General features: G+C 71.3%; 17 protein-coding genes and 4 pseudogenes. 6 read left to right on the forward strand and 15 right to left on the reverse strand.

Annotation, left to right across the window (positions count from 1 at the left end; all coding sequences use genetic code 11):
• Positions 1-285: 285 nt before the first annotated feature.
• The 5 genes from ACZ470_RS13030 to ACZ470_RS13050 all read right to left on the reverse strand — a co-directional run bounded on the left by ACZ470_RS13030 (position 286) and on the right by ACZ470_RS13050 (position 9,214).
• A complete protein-coding gene (locus ACZ470_RS13030; RefSeq protein WP_468426943.1) occupies positions 286-768 on the reverse strand; it encodes an MSMEG_6728 family protein in 483 nt (160 codons plus the stop codon).
• Between the two features lie 1,048 nt (positions 769-1,816).
• Positions 1,817-5,446, reverse strand: a complete 3,630-nt coding sequence (locus ACZ470_RS13035; protein WP_468426944.1) for an NACHT domain-containing protein — start codon at positions 5,444-5,446, stop codon at positions 1,817-1,819.
• Positions 5,447-5,477: 31 nt separating this feature from the next.
• The gene (locus ACZ470_RS13040; protein ID WP_468426945.1) at positions 5,478-5,882 is read right to left on the reverse strand and encodes a hypothetical protein; all 405 of its coding nucleotides are present in this window, start codon (positions 5,880-5,882) and stop codon (positions 5,478-5,480) included.
• Between the two features lie 473 nt (positions 5,883-6,355).
• Positions 6,356-7,888 (reverse strand): fused MFS/spermidine synthase, encoded by a 1,533-nt coding sequence (locus tag ACZ470_RS13045; RefSeq protein WP_468426946.1) that lies wholly within the window; start codon positions 7,886-7,888, stop codon positions 6,356-6,358.
• A gap of 273 nt (positions 7,889-8,161) precedes the next feature.
• Positions 8,162-9,214: a PP2C family protein-serine/threonine phosphatase gene (locus ACZ470_RS13050; RefSeq protein WP_468427199.1), complete on the reverse strand. Its 1,053-nt coding sequence runs from the start codon at positions 9,212-9,214 to the stop codon at positions 8,162-8,164.
• 542 nt (positions 9,215-9,756) lie between these two features.
• Here ACZ470_RS13050 and ACZ470_RS13055 point away from each other — a divergent pair.
• Positions 9,757-10,491, forward strand: coding sequence for a D-Ala-D-Ala carboxypeptidase family metallohydrolase (locus tag ACZ470_RS13055; protein ID WP_468426947.1), 735 nt, complete (start codon positions 9,757-9,759; stop codon positions 10,489-10,491).
• A 265-nt stretch (positions 10,492-10,756) separates the two neighbouring features.
• Here the strand turns inward: ACZ470_RS13055 and ACZ470_RS13060 are convergent.
• The 5 genes and pseudogenes from ACZ470_RS13060 to ACZ470_RS13080 all read right to left on the reverse strand — a co-directional run.
• A pseudogene (locus tag ACZ470_RS13060) lies at positions 10,757-10,871 on the reverse strand (IS6 family transposase); the annotation flags it as partial.
• Between the two features lie 95 nt (positions 10,872-10,966).
• Positions 10,967-11,338 (reverse strand): STAS domain-containing protein, encoded by a 372-nt coding sequence (locus ACZ470_RS13065; RefSeq protein WP_468426948.1) that lies wholly within the window; start codon positions 11,336-11,338, stop codon positions 10,967-10,969.
• A 28-nt stretch (positions 11,339-11,366) separates the two neighbouring features.
• Positions 11,367-12,587, reverse strand: coding sequence for a PP2C family protein-serine/threonine phosphatase (locus ACZ470_RS13070; RefSeq protein WP_468426949.1), 1,221 nt, complete (start codon positions 12,585-12,587; stop codon positions 11,367-11,369).
• A gap of 892 nt (positions 12,588-13,479) precedes the next feature.
• On the reverse strand, positions 13,480-13,620 hold the full coding sequence (locus tag ACZ470_RS13075) for a hypothetical protein (protein WP_468427214.1): 141 nt from the start codon (positions 13,618-13,620) through the stop codon (positions 13,480-13,482).
• 61 nt (positions 13,621-13,681) lie between these two features.
• Positions 13,682-14,306: pseudogene (locus ACZ470_RS13080) on the reverse strand (amidohydrolase family protein); the annotation flags it as partial.
• A 61-nt stretch (positions 14,307-14,367) separates the two neighbouring features.
• Between ACZ470_RS13080 and ACZ470_RS13085 the strand changes: the two are divergent.
• On the forward strand, positions 14,368-14,640 hold the full coding sequence (locus ACZ470_RS13085; RefSeq protein WP_468426950.1) for an Atu4866 domain-containing protein: 273 nt from the start codon (positions 14,368-14,370) through the stop codon (positions 14,638-14,640).
• Positions 14,641-15,116: 476 nt separating this feature from the next.
• On the opposite strand, the gene ACZ470_RS13090 is transcribed toward ACZ470_RS13085, so the two are convergent.
• Both ACZ470_RS13090 and ACZ470_RS13095 read right to left on the reverse strand, forming a co-directional pair.
• Positions 15,117-15,467 (reverse strand): transposase, encoded by a 351-nt coding sequence (locus ACZ470_RS13090; RefSeq protein WP_468426951.1) that lies wholly within the window; start codon positions 15,465-15,467, stop codon positions 15,117-15,119.
• Between the two features lie 70 nt (positions 15,468-15,537).
• Positions 15,538-16,056: pseudogene (locus ACZ470_RS13095) on the reverse strand (serine hydrolase); the annotation flags it as partial.
• A 79-nt stretch (positions 16,057-16,135) separates the two neighbouring features.
• Between ACZ470_RS13095 and ACZ470_RS13100 the strand changes: the two are divergent.
• Both ACZ470_RS13100 and ACZ470_RS13105 read left to right on the forward strand, forming a co-directional pair.
• Positions 16,136-17,173: an SPFH domain-containing protein gene (locus tag ACZ470_RS13100; RefSeq protein ID WP_468426952.1), complete on the forward strand. Its 1,038-nt coding sequence runs from the start codon at positions 16,136-16,138 to the stop codon at positions 17,171-17,173.
• Positions 17,170-18,081: a hypothetical protein gene (locus ACZ470_RS13105; RefSeq protein WP_468426953.1), complete on the forward strand. Its 912-nt coding sequence runs from the start codon at positions 17,170-17,172 to the stop codon at positions 18,079-18,081. Before ACZ470_RS13100 ends, ACZ470_RS13105 begins: the two co-directional genes overlap by 4 nt.
• A gap of 822 nt (positions 18,082-18,903) precedes the next feature.
• Here ACZ470_RS13105 and ACZ470_RS13110 read toward each other — a convergent pair.
• Both ACZ470_RS13110 and ACZ470_RS13115 read right to left on the reverse strand, forming a co-directional pair.
• Entirely contained in the window at positions 18,904-19,311 is a 408-nt protein-coding gene (locus ACZ470_RS13110; protein ID WP_468426954.1) for a hypothetical protein, read from the reverse strand.
• 308 nt (positions 19,312-19,619) lie between these two features.
• Positions 19,620-19,848, reverse strand: a pseudogene (locus ACZ470_RS13115) (hypothetical protein).
• 387 nt (positions 19,849-20,235) lie between these two features.
• Between ACZ470_RS13115 and ACZ470_RS13120 the strand changes: the two are divergent.
• Together ACZ470_RS13120 and ACZ470_RS13125 are read left to right on the forward strand one after the other, a co-directional pair.
• On the forward strand, positions 20,236-20,916 hold the full coding sequence (locus ACZ470_RS13120) for a response regulator transcription factor (RefSeq protein ID WP_468426955.1): 681 nt from the start codon (positions 20,236-20,238) through the stop codon (positions 20,914-20,916).
• Positions 20,913-22,169, forward strand: a complete 1,257-nt coding sequence (locus tag ACZ470_RS13125) for a sensor histidine kinase (protein ID WP_468426956.1) — start codon at positions 20,913-20,915, stop codon at positions 22,167-22,169. The genes ACZ470_RS13120 and ACZ470_RS13125 overlap by 4 nt, the downstream gene beginning before the upstream one ends.
• Here ACZ470_RS13125 and ACZ470_RS13130 read toward each other — a convergent pair.
• Positions 22,147-23,664 (reverse strand): aromatic amino acid ammonia-lyase, encoded by a 1,518-nt coding sequence (locus tag ACZ470_RS13130; protein WP_468426957.1) that lies wholly within the window; start codon positions 23,662-23,664, stop codon positions 22,147-22,149. The two genes, ACZ470_RS13125 and ACZ470_RS13130, sit on opposite strands and share 23 nt — an antisense overlap.
• Positions 23,665-23,688: the final 24 nt, after the last annotated feature.

A 23,688-nucleotide genomic window follows, 5' to 3' on the forward strand; every position in this document is an offset into this window, starting at 1 on the left:
ATGACGCTCCCGGTCGCCCCGGTGACGATGCGCATGAAGCATCAGTGCCACATTGCCGGCCCGCTCACACGACCTACTCCGGCATCCGGCTGACGTCGGCGGTTGCAGCAACTTCTCGTCGCCCGCAAAGCCCCGGCAGGCCGGCCCTCGGCGCCGTCGACCGAGCTCACGCCGTGGCGCCGACCCCGCCGGTCGCCTGCCTGTCCACCGCCCCGACGGTCGGGTGCGGCCAGCGATTCGGGCAAGGGCCGACGCAGCGCCATACGTGTCCTTGGCCGAGCGCACTCATGCGCCGGGCGCGTCGCCTGGCCGGTCCGACGCTGGCCAGACATACGGCAGATCGTCCGGCACCCCGGGGAACAGCGGGCCGTAAGTGGCCGGGTCCTTGCGTACCAGCGCCGAGCGGTGGCTGCGGTGGAAGGCGTCATCACCGAGCCAGCAAGGCAGCTCTCCGGCGCTTGCCAGCTGCGGCTGGGCACGTATCGGTGCACCAGGCCGGGTTGCGGCAAGGCCGCTGACCAGCGAAGCCGCACAAGTGTCCTGATGCCCCGCTTCACGCCACACCTTGCACACCTCCAGGCCATACCGGACCAGTGCTTCCTCGTAGCCGGCCCACATCCGCACCGCCGGGTGCCGGCGCCACCCGTAACCGGGCACGATCAGCCCGCGGAGGACCTGCAGCGCCTCGACCCGCTGCTTGCCGAGTCGACGACGGTCCAAAACCAGCGCCGATTCCCTGAAGTCCGGATAGGGCAGGAAGGTCTGCATCTGTTACCCCATCAGGCGTAGGAATGGATCCAGCCGGGCCGGAGCCATCCGGTGTTCGGCGATCCCTGGATTCGTGGCAGACGTGTGTCAGAGCGGCCGAAGTCGATGGTGCTGCCGGGATGAAGTTCAGTACGTCCACCAAGACAAACACGGTTCCCACCAACGTGCCTGCCCCGCAGCATCAAGGTACGAACGGTCCGGCCGGCTTCTCGGCGGCCTACCGGCGTCGACCAGGCTGTGGTGTTCACGAAGCCCACATGCTGTAGCTGCCCCACCCGCCACGTGGCGGCACCGATCTCCGGTGCCAGGTCGATGGCGGATAGGCAAGTCCGATCGCCGACGCGGGATGGCTGGGCGCCAGAGGAACAACGTCCGCGTCGTCAGGACGGACGACGGTCCGACCGTCGGCCTCGCTCACGGCTTCGGCTGCGGTCACAACCTGTGGCGTCTCGTGCGCCCGTCCTGGCGGAACACTTCCGCGTCGTGCTGTTCGGCTACGTCGGGTCCGGCCGCTCCGGCCTCAGGGCCTGGCAGGAGGAGTGCTACGCCTTCGTGGGCCACGATGACCGGATACTGGGCCGCGTTCGCTCGCACCGGCGCACCCCGCGGTACCGGTCTGCCCGCCTGGCTCCCCCACGGCCCGGGCCCTGTCGGCCGACCGTACACACAGTCACTGGCACCGCAGCATATCGGGCCCGTCGCCTACCGCCACGAACTGGCGAGGCGGGCGATCGGCCGGGGGCGGCCGTAACGCTTTCGGCCGTCACCCGGACGACGCCGCGAACGCGGTTCGGCCGGTCCGTTCAAGCCGCGGCTGCGGGTTGGCGCGCCACGACGGCGAGCTGGTGGAGCGGCCCGAAGCAGCGTGGTCCCCCGTCATCGCGGCTCCTGGCTCCTGGCCGGGTCTCGGGAGCGCTGCGGGCCTCCGGGACCGGCGGGGTCAGCCCTCACAGTCTCCCGCCCGTGCGGGCACTGCCCTCGGAGAGGGCCGGTGCGTCCGATCGTGCGCGGCCGGCGGGCTCAGGAGGTGGGACGGGCCGGGACGGGATCAGTCGAACTGCATGATCTCGGCGGCGCCCGTCTGCGCGTACATGTCGTTGACGATCTTCTGGGCCAGGGCGCGGTGCTCGGACGGGACCTCGACGCGTACCCACAGCAGGAAGGCCTGCTGGGTGCCTTCGCTCTTGTCCTGCCAAGCCCAGAACCGTTTCATGGCCATGCGGTAGCGGCTGTCGCCGGCGAAGTCGGTCGCGTAGTAAGTCCGTTCGTTGTGCTCCGTCCAGGTGGTGGCGGCGTGGTCAGGGGCGGTACGCAAGAATTCGGCCGTCCGCTCGTCGGTGCAGTTCTCCCCGCACCGCAGGCTGCGGATCTCCAGGCGCAGCTCGGGGAGCAAGCCCGCCTTGACGCGGTCGGGCACCGCCGTGCACGTGTACGTGCGCGGGGCGTCGACGGCATATCCGCCGTCGGAGCGGCAGTCCATGTGTTTGGGGGCGCGGAAGACGAAGGGGGCGAGGTACAGATGCCAGAGGTAGGAACGCTCGTCGCCCTGCCATGTCGCGCCGTACACCGAGCCCGCCGCCCGCCGGTTGTAGAACACGAAGCGGTGGTCCTTGGCGGGGAGGGCGGGCTGCGGGGTGACGGAGGTGAGCGGCCGGTCGACGGCCGGCGTGGTGGTGCCCCGGAAGTAGGGCTCCGGGTCCCTTTCGCGGGGCCGGTTCCCGGCGAGGTCCGCCCGGCGGAGCGCCTGCCGGGCCAGGATCTGGGCGATCTCGGCGGCGCGGTCGAAGGAGGCGAATTCCTCGGTGTAGTCGAGCTGGATCAGGGCGTTGCCGGTCCGTACGCCGACGCTGGCCGTCGCCCTCGGCCCCTCGAGGCGGCCCGTCGGATCGACCGGACCGGACCGGACGGCCAGGTACGCCTCGTGGCCCAGGCCGCTGAGATCCCGGTGGAAGCCGCCGGCCGACGCGTCCGTCTCCGCGGTGTTCGTCATCCGGCCGCGTAGCTCCACGTAGCGGGTCTGGGCCGTCTCGGGTCCGCTGACGGCGACGCCGTCGCCGGCGAGCAGGATCCGGCTGATGCCGATGGACACGTTGCGGCTGAACGGCGCCTGCTCGCCCGCCGAGCACGACGTGCCGTCGGCGGCGCCCACCTGGGCGGGATCCTTCATCAGCCGGGCCAGGTCCGCCGGGTCGAGGAGCGCGCAGGCGGCGGGCAGCGAGCGGACCGGCCCCGGCAGGCGCTCGGCGAACACCGCACCGAAGCCCACCACGAGTTGCCCGCCCGAGGCCGCGAGGACGAGCACCGCGGCCACGGCCCGGCGAACCCGCCCGGGGGCGGCCCGGGGCCGCGCGAGCACCTCGGCCGGCACGCCGCGGGCGAGACGGTCCCGCAGCTCGATGTGCCGGAACCGGTAGACACCGCCGGCCTGCCGCAGCACCCCGCGGGCGTGCGCGTCCTCCAGGAACGGCAGGAGGTGCCAGGGAAGCCGGCCGGTGGCCCAGAAGTACAGGCGGGCCATGGTGAAGCCGCCCCACGCGGAGAAGCCGAAGGAGAACAGCAGCCAGAACACCGGCATCGCCACGGCCATCAGCGCCCAGTCGCGAACGGTGACGACGTCCCTGCCGCCTCCCATGACTTGCCAGGCGAACAGCATCACGGGCGGCAGGAGGAGGACGTACCGCAGCGGTGTCACCACGTTGTCCGGGCGGAGCGAGGCGAACCAGCCAAGGGTGAGCACGCTTCGCCGGTCCGCCCGCAGCAGGGCGGCCGGGGTGTCGGCCAGGGCCGGATCGGCGCTGCGCCACACACTCCCCAGGACCCGGCGCCCGTACCACCACACCACCACGCCTAGGACGCAGACCAGGGGGAAGAACCACCAGCCGCCCCAGCGTATGGCGGCCGTCCCCGCGGCGGCGCTCGCGACGACGGCCAGCACCGCCCGCGCCCGGTCCGGCCACTCGGCGAACGCGTCCCGGACGTCTTCGCGGCCGGGCAGGTGCAGCCTGCGCGGCGGCTCCTGCCGCCCGGCGGTCCGAGCGGCCGCCTCCGCGGCGAGAGCCAGCCCGCAGAGCATCGCGTACGCGCCGGGCAGAGACGGCAGCGGCAGCCACTGCCGCCACTGCGGCAGGCCGAAGTCGAGGGCCGCGACCGACAGCGAGCCGACGAGGAGCGCCGGCATCAGGACGAGCACGGCGACGAACCGGGGCAGGGTCTCGTCCAGGCGCCACCAGGCGAGGTCCTGTTCGTTCGCCGCCTTCATCCGGGCGGCGAGGAATCCGATCCAGGTGCGCGCCTGCCGGGGCGACCAGCCGCCGTGCGCCGCCTGCATGTCGTGCGAGGAGCTGTAGACGGCGTCCAGGAACGCGTCGTACAGGTGGCGCTCGATGTCGGCGCGGGACGCGAACGCGTCCGGCGCCAGCAGCTTCGTCGGGTCGGCGGTGGTGTGGGCGTACGCGACCCGGGCCAGACCCACCATCAACGGAACGCTCAGCACCTCGCGCAGCCTCCGCACTTCGGGCGGTGCGGCCAAGGAGTGGTCGGCGAGCCGGTCCAGGACCGGTGTCCAGCGGGTGTGGGCCCGACCAGGGCTGAGGTACGCCCGTACGGTCGCGTCGCCGAGCGGGCTCAGGCGGATCTCGGTGCGCTCGAAGGCCGCCTCGTCGGGCGCGTGTTCGCGGTACTCGGGTTCACGGCTGGCCAGCACGAAGGGGCGGCGGCCGCGCATGGTCTGGCTGATCTGGTGGAGGGCGGCGGCCCGCCGGTCCTCGGGGAGTTCGTCGAAGCCGTCGAGTACGGGCAGGACCCGGCCGGTGAGGAGGAGGTGGAAGGCGACGTCCGCCGCGGGCGCTTCGGGCACCGGGGTGCACGCCTGCGGGTGCGCGTCGGCGAGCTGGTCCGCCATCCAGCGCAACAGCCCTTGGTCCGGGTCCCAGGAGGCCAGGGACACGACCGCCGGCACCGGATCGACGGATCCCTTGGCACGGCGGTGCAGCAAGGCGTGGGCCAGGCGCAGGAGGAGCACGGACTTCCCGGCACCGGCACCGCCGAGGACGACCAGGCGGCGGGCGGGGGTGGCGGTGTAGTAGTCGGCGATGTCGGGCGGGGCGGGGCGTGCCGACGGTGGTTGTCGCTCTGCGTCGGCCCCCTCCCGTTCCTTTCCTGCCGCGCCTTCCGGCTCTGTCTCCGGGGTCGTCCAGGTCACGTCCAGCGGGTAGGGGTCGTTGATCCTCGTCAGGCGTTCGTCCTCGTCGTAGCGGACGGCCAGGCCCTCCGCGAGCGCCTCGGCGGCGCGGGCGAGGTTGCGCTTGGTGCGCCAGACGGCCAGGCGCCGGCGGGCCCGTTCCCTGCGCACCCGGGACCACACGGCATATCCGACGGCGCCCACGAGGAGCGACCAACCGCCGGTCACCGGCCCCGGGTCGAGCCCCGCGGGCAGTGGGAGCTCGGGGCGGGCCAGGAGCAGGAACACCCCGAGCAGAACGACGGCGGACGGCAGGACCGCCGTACCGAGGCCGCGGCCGGGGCCGCCGGCACCGTGCACCGCGCGAAGATCGTGATCCCCGTGAAGGGAGACGTTCTCGATGACCTGTGCGAAGACGACGTTCTGCTGGGTTCCTCCCGAGATTTCCTGGTGCAAGCCGTCGCCGCCGGCCGCCCGGCTTCCCCCGCCGCCCGCCACGCCCGTCCCCTTCTCGCCGTCTCTCCCCCGGTCAGCCCAGGTTGATCGAACCGTGGACGTCGCGGGTGAAGACGACGTTGTGCTGGGAGCCTCCCGAAATCTCCTGATGCTGGGCGTCTTTGCCGGTCGACGCGGCGGACAGTTGCTCCGCCTCCCGCCGCCACAGTGCGAGGGCCTCGGCGAACGCCGGGTCCTGGCGGGCGCGCAGGGCGAGGCCCTCGGCCAGCCGGGCGGCGCGCTGTTCGTCGGAGGCGTCCTCGTCCAGGGCCACGACCAACTCTCCCACCGCCGGCTCGCCGTCGCCCGGTGCGGCGTCCGGCTGCCGGGCGGGGGACCGCTGCGCGAGGGCGCGCAGCCGTTCCCACAGGTTCTGTCCAGCGGCCCCGGCGGTCCCGCTCGCCACGGCCATGAGAAGGTCCACTGCCACGGGTTCCACGCGCCTCCCCTTCCGACGGCCTCGAGGAATACGACCCTAAGCCCCAACGGAGCTGCCACGCATGTCACTTGTGCCCAGCGGTTGCCCGACCTGAACAGGATGTCCTCGACCGCCCGGAGAACGGGGACCCCGTACGCGGCGCCGCCGCGTCGGCCGACCCGGTCGCGGACAGCAAGGATCTCGTCCTGACCGCTCTCGGGAAACGCGAAGTGCTCCCGTCGAGCGGCGAGGACGGCGCGGTGCGTCTCCGGGATCCCTGTGATCCTCCCGCCGTCCAGCGGCCGACGCGTTTCGCCGGGGCGATCACCGCAATGAGCCGGTGTTCGGGGCGCTCAGCGGCCATGGCGGCGCCATCCCGTTCGCTGAGATCGACCGGCTGCGCACCCGGACCCCGTGGAGGTGAGGGTCGCCACCTCAGGTCCCGGGTCTCCGGTACCGGATCCGACGGTGGTCCAGGGATGCCGTGTCTCTCATCACCGGCTGCTCCGGCTGTAGGGCTGGAGGAGCTGGTCGACGGGCGCGTAATCGTCGGTGAGCAGTGGGGCGTCGCCGATCCAGGACGTGAGGTCGTCGCCTGTGGAGATTCTCCAGCCGGTCTTCCGGGCGTCCAGTGCCTCCTGCACCGCGCGCAGGTCGATCGTTCGGTCGGAGGCGACCATCACCAGGTTGCCGCCCTCGGGGGTGGCGCTCGGGTCGAGGCCGATGTCACCGGGTTCACCGAGAAGGGCGACGTGCTCGAACGTCTCGCTCAGCGTGGCCGCTTCGGCACGTGCGAAGGCCAGATCGCCGTGATCGATGAGGTTGGCGACGTACAGGCCGTCATCGTCGAGCACCCTCCGCACATCGGTCATCGCTTCCACCGTGGTGAGATGCCACGGGACGCTGACGCCGCCGAAGGCGTCGCCGACGACGAGGTCGCGGCTCTCGGTGTCGAGTCGACGCAGGCCCAGGCGGCCGTCCTCAGCGCGTACGTCGATACCGTGCTCCGGCCTCAGACCGAGTCGGTCGCGATCGATGCGTACGACCCCACTGTCGATCTCTGACACAAGACTGCGCGTTCCGGGGCGTGTGGCCGCGAGGTAACGGGGCAGGGTGAGCCCGCCTCCGCCCAGGTGGTGGGCAGCGAGCGGCTCCCTTTCGGGAAAGGCGGCGTCGACCACCGACGCGATGGCACGCACGTACGTGAACTTGAGGAACGTCGGATCGTCGATGTCGACGTAGGAATGTCGCACACCGTCCAGGACGAGGATGCGGCCGCTGTCCCGGTCGGGGTCGGCGACGACCCGTGCACAGTGGTACCTGGTTTCGATGTCGCAGCCGCCCGGCGCGGCCATGGTGGCGAGGCCTCCGGCAACGACCACCAGCGTCAGGGCGGGGGTGCCGCTCCATCCGCGCATCCGCCATTCGAGCAGCGCCGAGCCGGCCACCAGCAGTGTTCCCAGGCCGATCAGGATGCCACTGACCGGTAACCGGGACAGGAGGACGAAACCGGTCAGGACCGTACCGAAGATGGCACCGACGGTTCCCACGCCGGACAGCCGGCCGACGACCGTTCCGGTTTCGGCAAGCCTGGTGAGGCGCAGTTTGGTCACCATGGGCGTCACCGCGGACAGCAGAGCGCCCGGCACGAGGATGGTCAGCGCCGCGATCAACAAGAGCACCGCGGGCGCCCACTCCGCCGTGCTGCGCAGTACGGCGGGGGTGAGCGCCACGACCGCTCCCGACACTCCCAGCGAGGGGCCCAGGAGCCGGCGCGGATCGACCTGATCGGCTATGCGCCCGCCCAGCCATGAGCCCAGTGCGATCGCTGTGAGGGCGATGCCGATCACCATGGTGCTGGTCTCGAGGGTGAGGCCGAGGTAAGGAGCCAGCAGCCGCAGGGCGACGATCTCGACCACCAGGACCGCGGCCGAGGACCCGAACACGAGCACGGCGGCACCACGCGGACCCAGGCCGTGGTTTCCAGGCGCGCCCTCGGCAAGGGGCGAGGAAGGCAATCCGGTCACGGGCGACATCCTTCCACGCGACTCGCCGGCCGAGCGCTACAGCGAAAATCCCGCAGACTTCAGGGTGGTCCGACGAGATGCTGCACGGTTGGCAGGGATACGTCGGTCCCCGCTCGTCGATCACGGTCGCGTCATTGCGGCAGCCCTGGTCCCTGGTCGGGCTTCCCATCGCCGACGCCGGCCTTCTTCGCGTCGAAGAGGCGGGCCGCGTGCGGGTTTCGCAGGTGATTCGGCCGCTACCAGCTTCGCCGGCGCGTCTCCCCGAGGCTCGGGCTACTGCTCCGGAGTCCCGGTGTGCCGGTGGCGCACGGCGAGGGCCGCGATGTCGTCGTCGAGCCGTCCGCCCGCGTAGTGGAGCAGGTCCGCGTGCAGCCGGTCCAGCAGCTCACGGGGCGGCGCCTGGTTGTGCCGCCGCGCCCAGGCTTCCAGCGGGAAGAACTCGCCGGTCCGGTCGCGGGTCTCCGTCACGCCGTCGGTGTAGAGCAGCATCTGGTCGCCCGGGACGAAGGCGGTGGTGTCCACGTGGTAGTGGTCCCCCAGGAGCGCGGAGAGGTTCAGGGGGGTCGAGGCGAGGGTGGGCTCGAGCACGTGGATCTCCCCGGCGCGCAGGAACACCGGTGGCGGGTGCCCGCAGTTGAGGATTCTGACGTGCCCGCCACCGTGCGGGATCTCGGCGATCAGGGCGGTGGCGAAGTGCTCCGTCTGATCGTCGGCGGGGACCGCGGCGCTGTAGCGGGACATGGTGATCTGGAGTCGGCTGATGATCGCCCTGAGGTCGGGCTGGTCGTACGCGTTCTCCCGGAAGCAGTTGATCACCGCGGAGGCGACCCCCACCGCCGACAGGCCCTTGCCGCGCACGTCGCCGATGAGCAGCCGGACACCGTAAGGCGTGTCGGCGGCCTCGTAGAAGTCGCCACCGATCCGTGCCTGTTCCTGGGCCGCCAGATACAGCGACTCGATCTCGACGTCCTGGACCCGGCGCGGCAGCGGCCGCAGCAGCACCTTCTGCGCCGCGTCGGCGACGAGCCGGACCTGGAAGAGCGTCTCCTCCCGCTGGAGCCGCAGATGGCTCGCGTACGCGGCAGCGAAGGTGACGGCGGCGATCGCGGCAGCCGTGTACGGCGTCCCCAGATCGGAGTAGATGAAGCTGAGGCCGATCATGACCAGCAGACAGAACGTCCCCAGCAGGACCGTCGGGAGCACGGGCCACAGCGCGGCGGCGAGGGCGGGTGCCGCGGGCAGCAGGCGGCTGAAGGCGATCTCCCTCGGAGTGGAGGCCGCCAGGCCGGCGATGAGGACGGTGACGATCACCGGTGACAGCAGCAGCACGGCATCCCGCCCGCCATCGTTCGAACGATGGCCACGCCGGAGTCTTCCTGAGCTGATCACAAAAGGGATCTTATCTGGACGATGCGGGCACCGATCTGCGACAGCACAGGTACTCGTGCCCGGTGATCAGCCGCTCGTACGGTTCTCCGGCACGGCCGGACGGCGACTCACGGGCCTCCCCGCACGCCGTGGGGCCAGGAGGGCGGGTCCCGTCAGGAAACCGGCGCCGCGGCTCCATGCAGGGTGTCGCGCCCACCGCGCACTCCACGTCGCGGATGGAACCGCAGGCGCGGCACACGAAGGGGTGGTGGTTGTCGTGCCGTAGGAGCCGGTTCCCGTACGCGGTCACGGCTGCTCGCCGGGGAGCCGAGAGGCGCGGTGCGAGGGAAAGGGAGTTGATCGTTCCTCACCGTGGCACGCATGATCCCCGCCGGACACCGAAACGTCGGCTTCGCTTCCTCGATGCGCCATTGACGCGCGTAGCTCGTTGCCGCACGCTGGGCTCCGGTTGTTGTCAACTCAACGGTCGGGAGGCCGGGATGCTCAGACGCGTGTCACGCTCACTCCTCTCATTTGTCATGCTCATGGCTTTCATGGTGGCCGGGGCGGGAGCCACCACCGGAACCGCGCACGCCGACTCCTGCTACACCTGGAACCGCACCCTCTCCCAGGGATCCTCCGGCAGCGACGTGACCCAGCTCCAGATACGGGTCGCCGGCTGGGTGACCTCCGGCGAGCGGCTCTCCTACGACGGTCAGTACGGCGCGCGGACCGCCGCCGCCGTCAAGAAGTTCCAGGCAGCGTACGGACTGAGCGCGGACGGGGTCGCCGGACCCGCGACCTTCAGCAAGATCTACGCTCTCCAGGACGCCGACTGCACGCCCGTCCACTTCAGCTATGCCGAACTCAACAAGTGCAACTCCGACTGGTCCGGCGGCGCGGTCTCCGCGGCCACCGCCAAGTCGAACGCGCTCAAGACCATGTGGAAGCTGGAGGCGATGCGGCACGCCCTCGGCGACGTCCCGATCACCATCTCCAGCGGCTTCCGCTCCCGCGCGTGCAACAACGCGGTCGGCGGCTCCTCCACCAGTCGCCACCTCTACGGCGACGCGGCCGACCTCGTCGGCTCGCCGTCCCTGTGCCGTCTCGCCCAGCAGGCCAGGACGCACGGCTTCTCGGAGATCCTCGGCCCGGGCTACCCCGGCCACAACGACCACACCCACGTGGCCTTCGACCCGTCGCCGTACTGGTCGGCTCCCACCTGCGGCATCTGACCCACCGAGGACGGACAGAGGGCGGGCCGGGGCTCAGCACCCGATGGTGCCGACCGCCGGCCAGCCCGCACCGCAATCCACGTCGCCGTGCCCGCGGCCATGCCGTTGGGCCCGATACTGGGAGGGGTGCTCCGCTGAGGGCATGACCTTGCGGTGTGCGGCTTGTAAGAGCGGAGCTCGTCCGTGACGATCACCCTGGGCACCGCCCGGGGCCGATGGCGGCGCAGTCCGTTCGCGAAGGCTGGCCGAACTTGGCGCGTCAACGGCGCACGGTCTCGTAGGAGACGATGACACCGCGTTGGAGCAATCAGTCCCTCCACCTCGCGGAAGCTCAGCGGAAAGCGGTGGTACAGCCACACGCGATGGGAGATGACCTCCACCGGGTACCGGTCCCCCCCTGTACGACGGCGACGTACTCCCCAGACGCGACAGCGCCGACTGCGGTCATCAGTACCCCGACACCGCGGGCGGGCGGTCAGTCGGGGACGGAGTCCACGGTGGCATAGCTGGGCAGTACCTGGTCCGTGCCGGTCAGCGCCAGCATGCGGCGTACGCGTTCGCCGGGTGCGATCAGCGCCAGCCGAGCGCCGGTGTTTCTGGCTGTGCGGTAGGCCGCGATCAGGCAGGTGAGCCCGGTGGAATCCAGAAAGGCGACACCGGACAGGTCCACCAGCACTCTCTGGCCGCTGGTGAGCAGCAGTGGCTGCAAGACGTCGGCGAGTCGCGAGGCAGTACGCAGATCCAGGGCGCCTTCGACCGTGACGAGGTGTCGGCCGGCACCCAGGGAGCGGACGTACACCTGTAGGGCGTCCCGCTGATCGTCGGGGGCGGGCTGGTCTGTGCTCATAGCCGCTTCTTTCCACATGGACCGCGGTTCACGGCGTCAGCTCCTCCTGATGGCCGCCGCGCCACTCGGTGAGCAGAACGGTGGCGTCGTCGTCGAGCCTGCCGTCGTGGTGTTCCAGGACGGCGGCCATCAGCCGGCGCAGGGTCTCGTGCAGGGTGTGCCGGCCGGAGTGGTGACGCAGGATGAAGTCGACGAACCGGTCCCGGCCGAACTCCGTTCCGTACCTGTCGCGGGCTTCGACGATGCCGTCGGTGTAGAGCAGCAGACGGTCCCCGGGTTCGAGCTGGTCGGTGGCCATGGTGACCGGCAGGCCGAGGTCGGCGCCCATGGGGCCGGCCGGGGGGCAGGCCAGTTCGGTGGCCCAGCGGTTGCCGCGGATCAGGATCGGCAGGTGATGGCCGCGGTTGATCCACGTCAGTCGGCCCGTCTCCATGTCCAGGTGGGCGAGGATGCCGGTGATGTAGCGGCTGGTGCTGAACTGCTCGATCAGGGTCTGTTCCACCTGCCGGCTGGTCTCTGCCAGCGAGGCGCCCTGCCGGCGGGCGTTGCGGCAGGCGGCCACGGCGACGTTGGCGGTGATGCCGGCGGTGGTGTCGTGGCCCATGGCGTCGAAGACGCTCAGGTGGAGGATGCTGCCGGCGACCGCGTAGTCGAAGGCGTCCCCGCCGATCTGGTAGGCGGGCTCCACCACCGCGCCCACGGTGGCGTCGTGGCCGGCGTAGGCAGGCGGCGGAGTGAGGTTCCACTGCATCTCCGCGGCCACGTTCATCGGCTCGGTGCGCGCCAGACGCGCGTAGGAGTCGCTGAAGGACCGCTTGCTCAGCAACAGCAGGGCCGTCATCGACGCCAGGTCGCGCAGAGCTTGCCGGACGGGTTCGTCGTCGGTGTCGGTATCGGCCCGCAGTACGCCCAGACGCTCCACCCCGTCGGTGACGGCCACCCACCACCGCCGCCCGCCCGGACGCTCACCCGCCCCGTCCCGTTCGGATTCGGGGAGCAGTTCCACGCGCTGATATGCCTGGCCGGGCAGACTGCCCGAAACGGTGAACTCCTGCCCGCCGTCCCCGGCATCCGGGCCCTGACCGGTGAGCCGGCGCAACACCGTCTCCCGGATGTCGACCACGAAGACCGCCACGTCGTGCATGCCCCCCACGGCGGCATGCTCGGCGATCATCCCCGGGAGCTGTTCGAGCGTGGCCGTATGACTGGCCTGCATCAGCCGCATCAGCGACACGCTGCTCTCAGTCACATCCCTGGTCCCCTCGCCGGGCAGCGCGACGCCATGGGCGGATATGCCGCTTCGGGGCTCCTTCATCGCCCGCCTCTTTCATGGCTGCTCATGCAGTACCCATCCTCGGGCACCGCGCGGGTACCCGCTCCCGGACAGCACGCGCGGCCGGCATCCCGCCTCCTCCCACAGCCCGTCGCTCGGCGGACGTACCGGTGCGGCGGTCTCGCCGTCACGCGGCACGAAGTAGGCACCCCGGTCCTCGGGCTGCGTCCGCGTGTCCCTTCCAGGTGCCTCTTCGTCCGTTGCTCCCGGGCCGCCGCGTTGCGACAGGTCGCGACTGGACGGATGTCGGCCGGTGAACTGGCGGCGGAGCCGGCATCCGCCGGTGGGCCGCCCGCTTTCCGCTCCGCTCGGGTGTCATCGAGCGGTGGTCCGAAGGCGAGGGCCAGGGCCGCAGGGTGCCGGGTGCTTGCCGCAGCCGGCAAAGCCAGGCGCTGCCGGCGCAGGCATCCCCAGGCGCGGTGGGCTGGTCCGGTTCGGCGGGCACCCCGCAAGGCGCCCCGGACAGCCCGGTGCCGTGTGCCGTCACGCACGACTCCTGTAGGGTCCACACCTCCGCGAAGGCTCACGCGGCACGGTCGGGCGTCGTCTTCGCCGGCTGTGCCGCCGTCCGGGACAGTCAGCAGCGGTACCCGGGGAGTCTGGAGGTCGACACCGACGTCCAGACCCCTACCGATCGCGGCAGCCGCGTACGGGCCGCTGTGCGAAACGCTGACCCCGGTGCGGGGAGATGCCGGAAACCGGGGCCGGCCGTGGGCTCCGGGACGAGTGGCGACCGGGCGCCCTCCTCTCCGAGCGGGCCTACGAGGAGGTGCCGCGGCAGAGCTCGGCCGGCCAGGTGCCCCCGGGCTCACCATGAGGCCATGGCGGCGGCCGCTCCCAGTTCTTCGGGCCGTAGCCGGTCCAGAGAGGTCGTGGCCGACAGCGTTTCGTCGATCGGGACCAGCGCCACGGCCGCCCCCGGCGACTGCGCCCAGGTCCAGAGACGCACGGCCGGGGTGTCGGCGGGGCCGGGCGTCCGGCGACACGGGCGAAGCAGTGCGGGGGCGGGCTGAGCGGGCGCCCTGGAGGGTGGCAAAGTCCAGGACGTCGTAGGTGGTGATGCGGCGGGGCTGCCGGTCGGTGCCGTGTGCGGCGTTGACGGCCCGCATCCGCGTGAACATTGCGCCGGCCAGGGCTACTTCGACGTCGATGCTCAATCCCGGGCGGATGCCGACGGAAAGGGCTCGTCGACAGCGGGGATTGCGGTCTCCAGGCCGAGCTGGGCGTCGGAGGTGGGGGCCAGGGCCACAGTGGTGCCGGTCTCCCCCATCGCCCCCATGCCTCGGGGGTCAGTCCGGTGGCATGGATGAGGGTGATGTCTGCGCTGAAGAGGCCGTGCCGAAGACCGCGTCCACGTTCACTCCGATGCCCAGGTCCTCGGCGACGCGGTCGAGGTCGGGACCGTGGGCGAGCGCCGGGCCGGCGATCGTCGGTGGCGAGCGTCGCCAGACGCAGGGTCAGCAGCTGGTCGTCGGTGCTGACGTACTGCTCCTTGAGGCGGGTCAGGTCGCCGGGCCACTGCTTGTCCCGGTCGCCGAAGTGCGGGCCCTTGGAGGCGTGCACGCCGCGGATGCCGGTCTCGAGGAGGGCCTCGACGGCGGCGTCGGAGTGTCCGGGGGTGCGCGACTCCCAGGAAGTCCGCACCTGGGGAGACCGCGGCCTGGTCCCTTCGCTTCGCGGGCTCGAGGGTGGAGCCATGACCAGCAACGACACGCCCCGCGACCCGCACCCGTACGTCGGGATGTGGGTGACCGCGGACGGATTCATCCGCCAGGAACTACTGCCGAACGGCCGCTACGACGAGGCCCGCGGAAAACGTCAGAGCGCCTACACCGGCCGCTACACCGTCACCGGTGACCACATCGACTACGTCGACGACACCGGCTTCACCGCCACCGGCGACGTCCACGACGGTGTCCTCTTCCACGAACACCTGGTGCTCTACCGCGAGGGCCACGATCGCGGCTGACAGGTCACGCGGAATTCTCGCCGGGGCCCGCTCCTCGTTGCGGGCACCGGCGTCAGGAGCGAGCGGCCGACGGCATGAGGTGCGGTATGCCTGCCGGCGGACGCGCGTTCGCGGCGGCGTCCGTGGGACGGCAACCGCTTCAGGCCGTGCCACACGGCCCGGTCCTGACATGGCCAGGGCTCACTGCGATGTGCCCTGTACTCGCGCCGTCGGCCTGCCCACAAGCAAAGAGCCCTGCTCCGAACGAGCGGGAAGAGTCCGTCAGCAGGCCGGCGGACCCTTCCCGCGGGAGCGAGCCACCACAGGGACGCCTCTCTGGCCGGTGGCGGGAGAGATGGATGCGTTTCGTCCGTTCGCCTGGCTCGCGGAGGCAGTGGCGGCGTCGGTGCTCGGTCTGCAGCCGGCCGTGGTCCTCGACAGCATGGCCATGGGGCACCGCACCCATGGCCTCGTGCACGGCGGGCAGCGTCTCGTAGTCACGCACCGGACGGCGCGAACGCATCAGCCGGCTCAGCGTTCCCTCTCCCCCACCTGCGCGGCAGCACCGCGAACCCCGCAGTGTCGTCCGAGGGTTTGATGATCCGAAGGGTGAGCCGGCACTGCTCGGCCGACCGGTCCACCAGCCGGCCCGCATACGTGCCGTCCGCCCGGACGAGGCGGACGGAGAAGTACAGCGTGCGCAGCCGCTCAAGCAGCGGTGCTCCCGCGTCCCGGTCCCGCACGCTCGCCGCGGTCACCATCACGGCCAGAACCGGGCCGAGCCAGTCCACCACGAGGTGCCGCTTGCGGACGTCCCAGCCGCTGTGCCTCGGCTGCCGGGAGACCACCCGAAGAGGAGCCGTGTTCGCCTGATCAGGTCTGCCGGACGGTAAGCGAAAGGCTTCGCGGTGTTGGTACTCAGGCAGGTGGGCCGATCTCGGCTGTGATCACGTCCGCGAGTCGTTGTGCGGTGTTGAAGTGGGAGGTGAGACGGGTCTTGGTCATGGCGAAGGAGGTGCCGGTGGCGGTGTCGGCATAGACGTAGCTGCCGCCACCACCGACCCAGCCGAACGTCGTGGGTGCCTCGTCCGGCCGAGCACCGACGCGGCCGAGCGGGTAACCAAGGGCCATCCGCACATGGTTACCGAAGACCTGATCGGTGCCTTCGAAGGACACGGCCACCAACTCCTGGAGCTGGTGCGAGCCGATGAGCCGGTCGCGCAGGTGGTCCTCGCCCAGTGGCGTCGTACTGCCCGCCAAGGCCAGGTACAGGTCCGTGAGTTCGTCGTCCAGGTCCCGCCCGAGGTGCAGGACGGTCACCCGGTCGCCCGCCGAGGCGATCAGCTCGTCCTGCGCCGCGAGCATCTCCTCGTAGGTGTGCTGGTAGCGGCCGTACGTGGGGAGGCTGAGCAGGTCCAACACCCCGTGCGCCAGTTGCATGGTCTCCATTCTCGTCCTCTTGACGATAAGAGAGACTCCACGTTATCGTCAGCAAGACGAGAAAGAAGGAGATCCCATGGCCGACATCACCCGGCGTCTGGGCTGGCGACACCTGCGTTCCACGCCCACGGCTCACATCCGTCACCACCGCGGCGGCAAGCTGGTGCACGACGGGCCAGGACTCGGCTTCTGGTTCCGTCCGTTGACCGCCGCGCTCTCCGAGGTGCCGGTCGAGGACCGGGAGCTGGCCATGGCCTTCCGCGCCCGTACGGCCGATTTCCAGGACGTGTCGGTGCAGGCGACCGTCACCTACCGGATCGGCGACCCGGCACTCGCCTCGGCCCGCCTGGACTTCTCCGTCGACCCCGACACCGGAGCCTGGCGCGGGGCCCCGCTGGAGCAATTGGGCACACTGCTCACCGAGACGGCCCAGCAGCACGCGCTGGACGTGCTGGCCCGCACCCCGCTGTCCGCGGCGCTGGTCGACGGGGTGGCCGCGGTGCGCGACCGGATCGCGGCGGGCCTCGGCGCCGAGCCGCGGCTGCCGGCCACCGGGATCGAGGTGGTGGCCGTACGGGTCATGGCGGTGCGTCCCGAGGCGGAGGTGGAGCGCGCGCTGCGTACGCCCGCCCGGGAACTGATCCAGCAGGAGGCCGACCGGGCGACGTACGAACGGCGGGCCGTCGCCGTCATACGCGAGCGCGCCATCGCCGAGAACGAACTGGCCAGCCAGATCGAACTCGCCCGCCGCGAGGAACGGTTGGTGGAACAGCGCGGGGCGAACGCGCGCCGTGAGGCGGAGGAGGGTGCGGCGGCGGACCAGGTGCGCGCACAGGCCGAGGCGGCGCGCACGGTCAAGCTCGCCGAGGCCGAGGCCGCCCGTTCGATGGCGCTCGCCCGCGCGGAGGCCCAGGCGGCGCGCGAGGTCGGCGAGGCCCGGGCCGAGGCCCAGGCGGCCTGGCTGCGCGTCCACGGCGATGTCGACGTGGCGACGCTGCACGCGCTCACCGGGACACGACTGGCGGAGAACCTGCCGCACATCGACAGCGTGACCGTCTCGCCGGACGTGCTGACCGGATTGCTGGCCCGGCTCGGCGACGGGGCTCGGGGATGAGTCTCGCCCCGCGGGCCGTCCTGGTCCACCGCACCACGGAGTACGAGGAACTGGTGGCCCGGCACGGCACCCATGGACAGGCCGCCTTCTTCCTCTCCTCGCGGGGCCGGGACCTCGGGGAAGTCGCCGAACGCCACCGCCGCGCGCACCGTGCGCTGGCCGAGGTGGCGGCCGCGGTCCCGCTGACCTGGCGGCAGGCCCGGGTGGAACGGAGCGACCTGGACCGTTTCCTGTTCGCCCCGGAGGACATCGTGGTCGTGGTGGGACAGGACGGACTGGTGGCCAACGTGGCCAAGTACCTCGCCGGACAGCCGGTGATCGGTGTCGATCCCGAGCCGGGGCGCAACCCCGGCGTACTGGTGCGGCACCGGGCGGCCGACGCGGCGGCGCTGCTGCGCGGCGCGTCCACGGCCCGGACGGATGATCTCACCATGGTCGAGGCCGTCGCCGACGACACCCAGCGGCTGGTCGCGCTCAACGAGATCTACCTCGGCGCCGTCGGACACCAGACGGCCAGATACCGCCTGGGCCTGGAGGGCGACGGGGGTGTCGTCGAGGCCCAGGCTTCCTCCGGGGTGCTGGTGGGCACGGGCACCGGCGCGACCGGCTGGCTCCGGTCGGTGTGGCAGGAGCGGGGCAGCGCCCTGCGCCTGCCACGCCCCACGGAGGACCGCCTGCTCTGGTTCGTCCGCGAGGCCTGGCCGTCGCCGGCCACCGGGACGTCCCTGGTGGCCGGCGAACTCGCCGCCACCGGCCGGCTGCGCCTCACCGTCGAGTCCGAACGCCTCGTCGCCTTCGGGGACGGCGTGGAGGGCGATGCCCTGGAGCTGACGTGGGGGCAGACGGTACGGGTGGGCAGGTGCGAGCAGCGGCTGCGGCTGGTGGCGCACGTTCCGGGGCAGCGGTGAATCAACGAGGCGGAACGGCAGGTACGCGAGAGGGGGCGCACAGTTGTCCGGCGCCACCGCGCCGGATGGCGAGTCGGTCGTACGGGAGGCGGACGGGCGGCGTTCCCGCCTCAGGGCCCGATGAGGACAGTCAGGCTCTTGCGGTCGGCCATGTCCTGGTGGCCGGCCAGGACGCCGTCGAGAACGGCGGGCACCGGTTCCTCGATGTGGGCGCGGACCGGTGCGGGGCCGCCGGTCGGGCGGGGAGGGTGTGGCGGAACAGGCTGCCGAAGCCGAGGGGTGCCTCCTCGTACGGGGGCATGCCAACGCGGCTGATCACGCCGTCGGGGCGGACGACGCCGAGGGCCCTGCTCGTAGGCGGGCATGTTGCCGACCTCCGGGGCCACGTGCGTACCGTGACCACCGGACGGCCTCTACGTCTTCTTCCCCGCGGGCGGGGACGACGTCGGTGGCGCCGGACTCGCGACCGAGGCCGGTACGCGCCTGGTGACGGCCCCTGCTCCCGAGAACTTCAGCCGGCACGCCACGGCTCATGCCGCCGCGGCGTCGCGGGTGGGACCGGACCGAAGGGAAGGGCACGGGCAGCCCTCCCCTGACGGCCTCCCCCGGAAGCGATGACGGCGCTTCGCGGTGCTGACGAAGTGCGTGCCAGGTCGCCTCGTCGAAGTCGGCGGGCAGGCCGCCCCCGGTGAGATCCCGGGCCCATATGCCGACGAACGTGCCAGTGAAGCCGAGAGCCCGGATCCGCCTGTCCTCGAATTCCTGCTCCGGAAGAACTCGGCCCGCAACTACGTGTCCCGTCTCAGCGGAGTTTGCCCAGTCTCAACGAACCCGCGGGGCCGTGACCCCGGCCCGCACGGCGACTGCCGCCTCCAGCAGGGACCAGCCGTCGATCTCCACCACCCGCCGCCCTTCCGGCTGCCACCCACGGGTCAACGCCGCGTCGAGCAGGGCCCGGACGGCACCGGGTTCGTGCAGGTTCAGGGAGGCGCCCCGGGTGAACCCCACGTCTCCAGAGCCCAAGGGAGCCCCGCCTGGGACGTACCGGCCCAAGCCCTCGGTGAAGACGATGCGCAGGGGGCCGCCGGTGCCGGCCGGCTGCGGGTACAGCGTGAGGGTCTCGCAGCATGACCGGCCGCTGTCCACCAGGCTGTGGCTGTGACGGAGCGTCCACAGATACGCGCGCCCGTCAGCAATCAGCCGACGGGCCTTCCTCGGATGGCGGGGCACGGAGCAGAGGGTACGTGGCCGGACCCACAAACTCCTCGCGGTGACCCTGCTTCGACGACGAGACGGGGGCTCCGGCTCGCCGGCCTCATCGCGCGTCCCAGTGGCCGTAGACGGCTGAAGTGCGCACCCGGGCCGCCGCCGTTCGTCATCCCAGTCCAGCACGGCACACCCGGGTGGCTTTGTCATGAGATCGGGCGCTGGTCCAACTTGTGCGGTGCGGTCACTCCCGATGAAAACTGAGACTGGGTCAGGATCCGGCGAGGGCTTGTTGGTACCCCATCTGGCCTTGAGCGTCCTGGTCCACCGTGCTACAGGGCGATCAGTCCGGCTGTCGTCTCCTTGAAGCCGCAGGCGTCGAAGTAGAACGAACGAAGGTGCTCCTCGAAGTCAACGTGGAGCCACTCACACTCAGCGGCACAAGTCGTTCTTGCCAGTCAGTCCGACCGACCGACCGACCGGGTGACCAAAGCCGTCAGCATGCAGGGCGTCAAGGGCGGCGTTGTCGAAGTCGCCCCGCCACTCGTACTCGATCGTCACTCCTCGATCGTAAGGTCCGGGTCAGGTCCTCGGCTCGGTTGCCTTCGGCACGGTCGTCCGCGAACCGGTCGGTGCGCTCTTCGCCAGTCACCCACTGCGCTCCCTCATCGCCCTGCGGGTGGACACCCCATTTCATCTCCAAGTCCTCGCTGTGCCGAGGATTTTCAGGCGTCCTTGAAATGCATCGGCGCACTCACAGCGGCAACCACCGTCACTTTCGCAACGGGCCCCAGCCCCGTCCAGGACGGTCCGGGCGCGCTGGGCGATCGGTCGCGCGGTTCGGCTCCGCCGATCGCATCCGTGTTCGGCCGCACCTTTCACATCGGGGAACTAGGCGTTGTGCTGGGGGCGTTGGGGGGTAGGTGGCGGAAGTGAGGAGCGGAACCCGTGGCGCAGGTTCACACGCAGGAAACCTGGCGGTTGCTGCTGGTCGAAGATGACCGGGAGCTGGGTGTCATGCTCTCCGAGGTACTGCGGGGCGAGGGGTACGCGGTCGACGTCGCGACGGACGGTCAGCAGGGCTTGCACCTGGGACTGGTCCGCCGGTACGACGTGCTGGTCGTCGACCGACGCCTGCCGGGACTCGACGGCCTGGACCTGCTGGGTCGTCTGCGGTCCCGTGCGGTCCGTACACCGGTCATGCTGCTGACCGCCATGGGATCCGTGCACGATCGGGTCGACGGCTTGGATGCCGGAGCTGACGACTACCTGGTCAAGCCCTTCGAACTCGATGAGTTCAGCGCACGATTACGGGCGCTGCGTCGCAGGGCACTCGAGACGGCCGATCGGCTGAGGATCGGCTCTGCGAGTCTGTACATCGGTCGCCGGGAGGTGGAACTCGCCGACGGGGAGCGGATCGCTCTGGCGGCACGGGAGTTCGAGCTGCTCTGGGTGCTGGCCTCCCGCCCTGACACCGTGTACTCCCGGGCGGAACTGCGACGGGCCGTCTTCCACGAGGCGCCCGCGTCGTCCATCGTCGACACCTACGTCTACTACCTGCGTCGCAAGCTGGGTCGGCAGGTCGTGCGCACGGTCCGTGGCCTGGGCTACCGCCTGGGGGCGCTGTGAGGTCGTCGGCGCCGGCGGAAGGGGCGGCGGTACGGCGCGCGCGTCTGAGGATCTCCCTGATCACCGGCGCCATCATCACCCTCCTGGTCACGGTGGTCGGCGGCGTGGCCCAGACGGCGATGATCCACGCACAGAACGAACAGGTACGGCGGGAGCTGCGCTACGGCGCTGCACGCGGTGACCTGTCAAGCCCTCCGGCGTGCACCTGGCTGTACGCGCCCGATGTGACGCCACTCGCGAACGCTCCAGCGGGCTTCCCGATACGTGGCGACATGGAACGGGTGCGTCGCGACCGGCGGGCCGTTGAGCGCACAGTACGGCGCAACGGCACGGTCTACCTCGTGCGTACGCAGGTCAGGGCGGACGAAGCGGTGGTGCAGGCGGTATTCGACATGCGTTACCAGCTCGCTGACCGCAGGTACCTGTGGTGGGCACTGGGCATCGCCGAGGCGGTGGGGCTGATCGCCGCCGCCGTGACAGGTGCGGTCCTGGGACGCCGGGCCGTGGCCCCCCTGGCCGAGGCACTTGCCCGGCAGCGCCGTTTCGTCGCGGACGCCAGCCACGAGCTGCGGACCCCGATCACCCAGGTGTACACGCGAGCGCAGATGCTCTCGCGGCAGGCAGCCGCCGCCAACCTGCCGGCCTCGCACCGGGACGGGCTGGCCCGCCTGGTCGGCTCGGCCGGCCGACTCGGCGAAGTGCTGGACGACCTGCTGATGTCGGCGAGTCTTGCGGCGGACCCGGCACGGAAGTCGCGGCTGTACCCCGTCGAACTGGTGGGGTTGGCGCAGTCGGTGGTTGCCGATGAGTTCGACCGCGCGAAGGACCGAGGCCTGACAGTCGTCGTGGACGGTCCCCCGTATCCCCTGCTTGTCCGAGGAATCGAGTCCGCACTGCGCCGCGCTGTCGGCGAGCTGCTGGTGAACGCGATCGGTCACACCCCCAGGGGCGGGCGGATCACGGTGGGCCTCGCGCACGCCCGCGGCGTGGTCGAGCTGACCGTCTCGGACACCGGGTCCGGGTTCGAACCGGCTGACACCGCGCGTCTGTTCGAGAGGTTCCACCGTGGCGAGGCGGACGGTCGCTACGGGTTGGGCCTGGCGCTGCTGCACGAGGTCGTGGAACATCACGGCGGTTCGGTCGTCGCCACGGGCCGGCCGGGGCGCGGCGCCCGGTTCACCATCAGGCTTCCGGAACACCCGTCGACCGCAGCGGGTTCGGCCCGTGCGGTCAAGGGAGGTCGGTCGTGGTGAGCAACCGTGCCGCGGCGCGGACGTCGGCATCCAGTGGACGATCCTGCTCGACCGCGTCAATGGTCTCGATGAGGGCATCGAGCAACCTGCCGCACCGGGGCGCGGTAGGCCGGCGTGCTCCGACGTGTGCGGCTTGGCGCAGACCCACGGCCAGCGAGCCGACCAGCAGGCCGAGCAGCTGCGCCATGTCGTAGGAACGCAGGGCGGCCTGGGTGCCGAACGGGACGACGTCCTGGTTGTGCAGATTGGTCGGCAGGCTCTGCATGCCGGCCGGTGTCGCCGCGCGCCGGATCTCCGCGACGAAGGACGTGGTGGCCAGTTGCACACCCTGTAGCCCGTGCTGAAGTCCCGGCGCGGTGGCGAGCATCGGCGGGAGCCCGCCGTTGCGCGCGGGGTCCACCAGCAGATCGAGCTGGCGCTCGGCCAGATTGCCCAGTTGGGCGGTGACGGAGGCCAGCAGGTCGGCGGCGAACGCGGCCGGCTGGCCGAAGAAGTTCCCGCCGTGCACCACCTTGCCCGTCCCTGGGGCGCCGTCGCCGGGAAAGAACAGCGGGTTGTCGCTGACGCCGCGGAGGTCCGCGGTGACGACGTCGTCGACGTAGCGCAGCGCGTCCTCCGCGGCGCCGAGCAACTGCGGGGCGCAGCGGATGCTGTAGGGCTCTTGAAGGGGCCGGGTGCCGGAAGGCGTGGTGCCGGTGAGGACGTCTCGCATGCGTGCGCCGACGCGGGCCGCGCCGGGGTGGCCGTAGGCTCGCAGCAGGTCCTCGTCGAGGAAGCCGGGGTCGCATCCGAGGAGGTCGGCCAGCAGGCAGGTGAGGTCGGACAGAGCACGGTGTGCGGCGCGGACGGCATCGTGGGCCAGCGCGATGGCGGCGGTGGTGACGGAGGTACCGTTGACAAGGGCGAGCGCGTCGCGGCCGTCGAGGGCGAGGGGACGCAGTCCTGTGACGGTCAGGGCCCGGGCGGCCGGCAGGCGGCGGCCGTCCGCATAGGCGTGTCCGCGGCCGCGCAGTGCCTGCGTGGCGTAGGCCAGCGGTATCAGGTCACCGCTGGCCCCCACCGAGCCGTAGCGCGGGACGGCAGGCGTGAACGTCGTGGCGAACATCGCGGTGAGCCGCTCGACGACCTCGGCGGACACGCCGGAGAACCCCTGAGCGAGCGACCGGGCGCGCAGCAGGAGAGCGGCGCGGACGATCCCCTGGGGCAGATCCGGTCCCTGGCCGGCACCGAGATGGGCCAGCGTGTTGTCGCACTGATCGGCCTCGTCCGCACGGCCGGCGTAGCCGACCAGTGCGCCGAAGCCGGTGGTGGCGCCGTAAATGCGGCTCTCTTCGCCGCTGTCGCCGTGCCGTAGGCCGCGGAAGAGCAGCCGGCTGCGGTCAACGCGCGCGCGGGTTGCCGCGTCCACGGTGACGGTGAGCGGCAGGGCCGCGCGGGCCAGGACTGCACAATCCATGGGTCCGGTCAGCGAGACGGTGTCCGTGGTGGTGAGCACGGCCGAAGAACATAGGCGGCGCAT

It is taken from the genome of Streptomyces sp. NPDC031111 (genome assembly GCF_055570675.1).

Excerpts from the sequence above, each read along its gene's own strand:
- ACZ470_RS13030 (WP_468426943.1), bottom strand. The coding sequence starts at position 768 with ATGCAGACCTTCCTGCCCTATCCGGACTTCAGGGAATCGGCGCTGGTT.
- ACZ470_RS13055 (WP_468426947.1), top strand. The coding sequence starts at position 9,757 with ATGCTCAGACGCGTGTCACGCTCACTCCTCTCATTTGTCATGCTCATG.
- ACZ470_RS13065 (WP_468426948.1), bottom strand. The coding sequence starts at position 11,338 with ATGAGCACAGACCAGCCCGCCCCCGACGATCAGCGGGACGCCCTACAG.
- ACZ470_RS13085 (WP_468426950.1), top strand. The coding sequence starts at position 14,368 with ATGACCAGCAACGACACGCCCCGCGACCCGCACCCGTACGTCGGGATG.
- ACZ470_RS13100 (WP_468426952.1), top strand. The coding sequence starts at position 16,136 with ATGGCCGACATCACCCGGCGTCTGGGCTGGCGACACCTGCGTTCCACG.
- ACZ470_RS13105 (WP_468426953.1), top strand. The coding sequence starts at position 17,170 with ATGAGTCTCGCCCCGCGGGCCGTCCTGGTCCACCGCACCACGGAGTAC.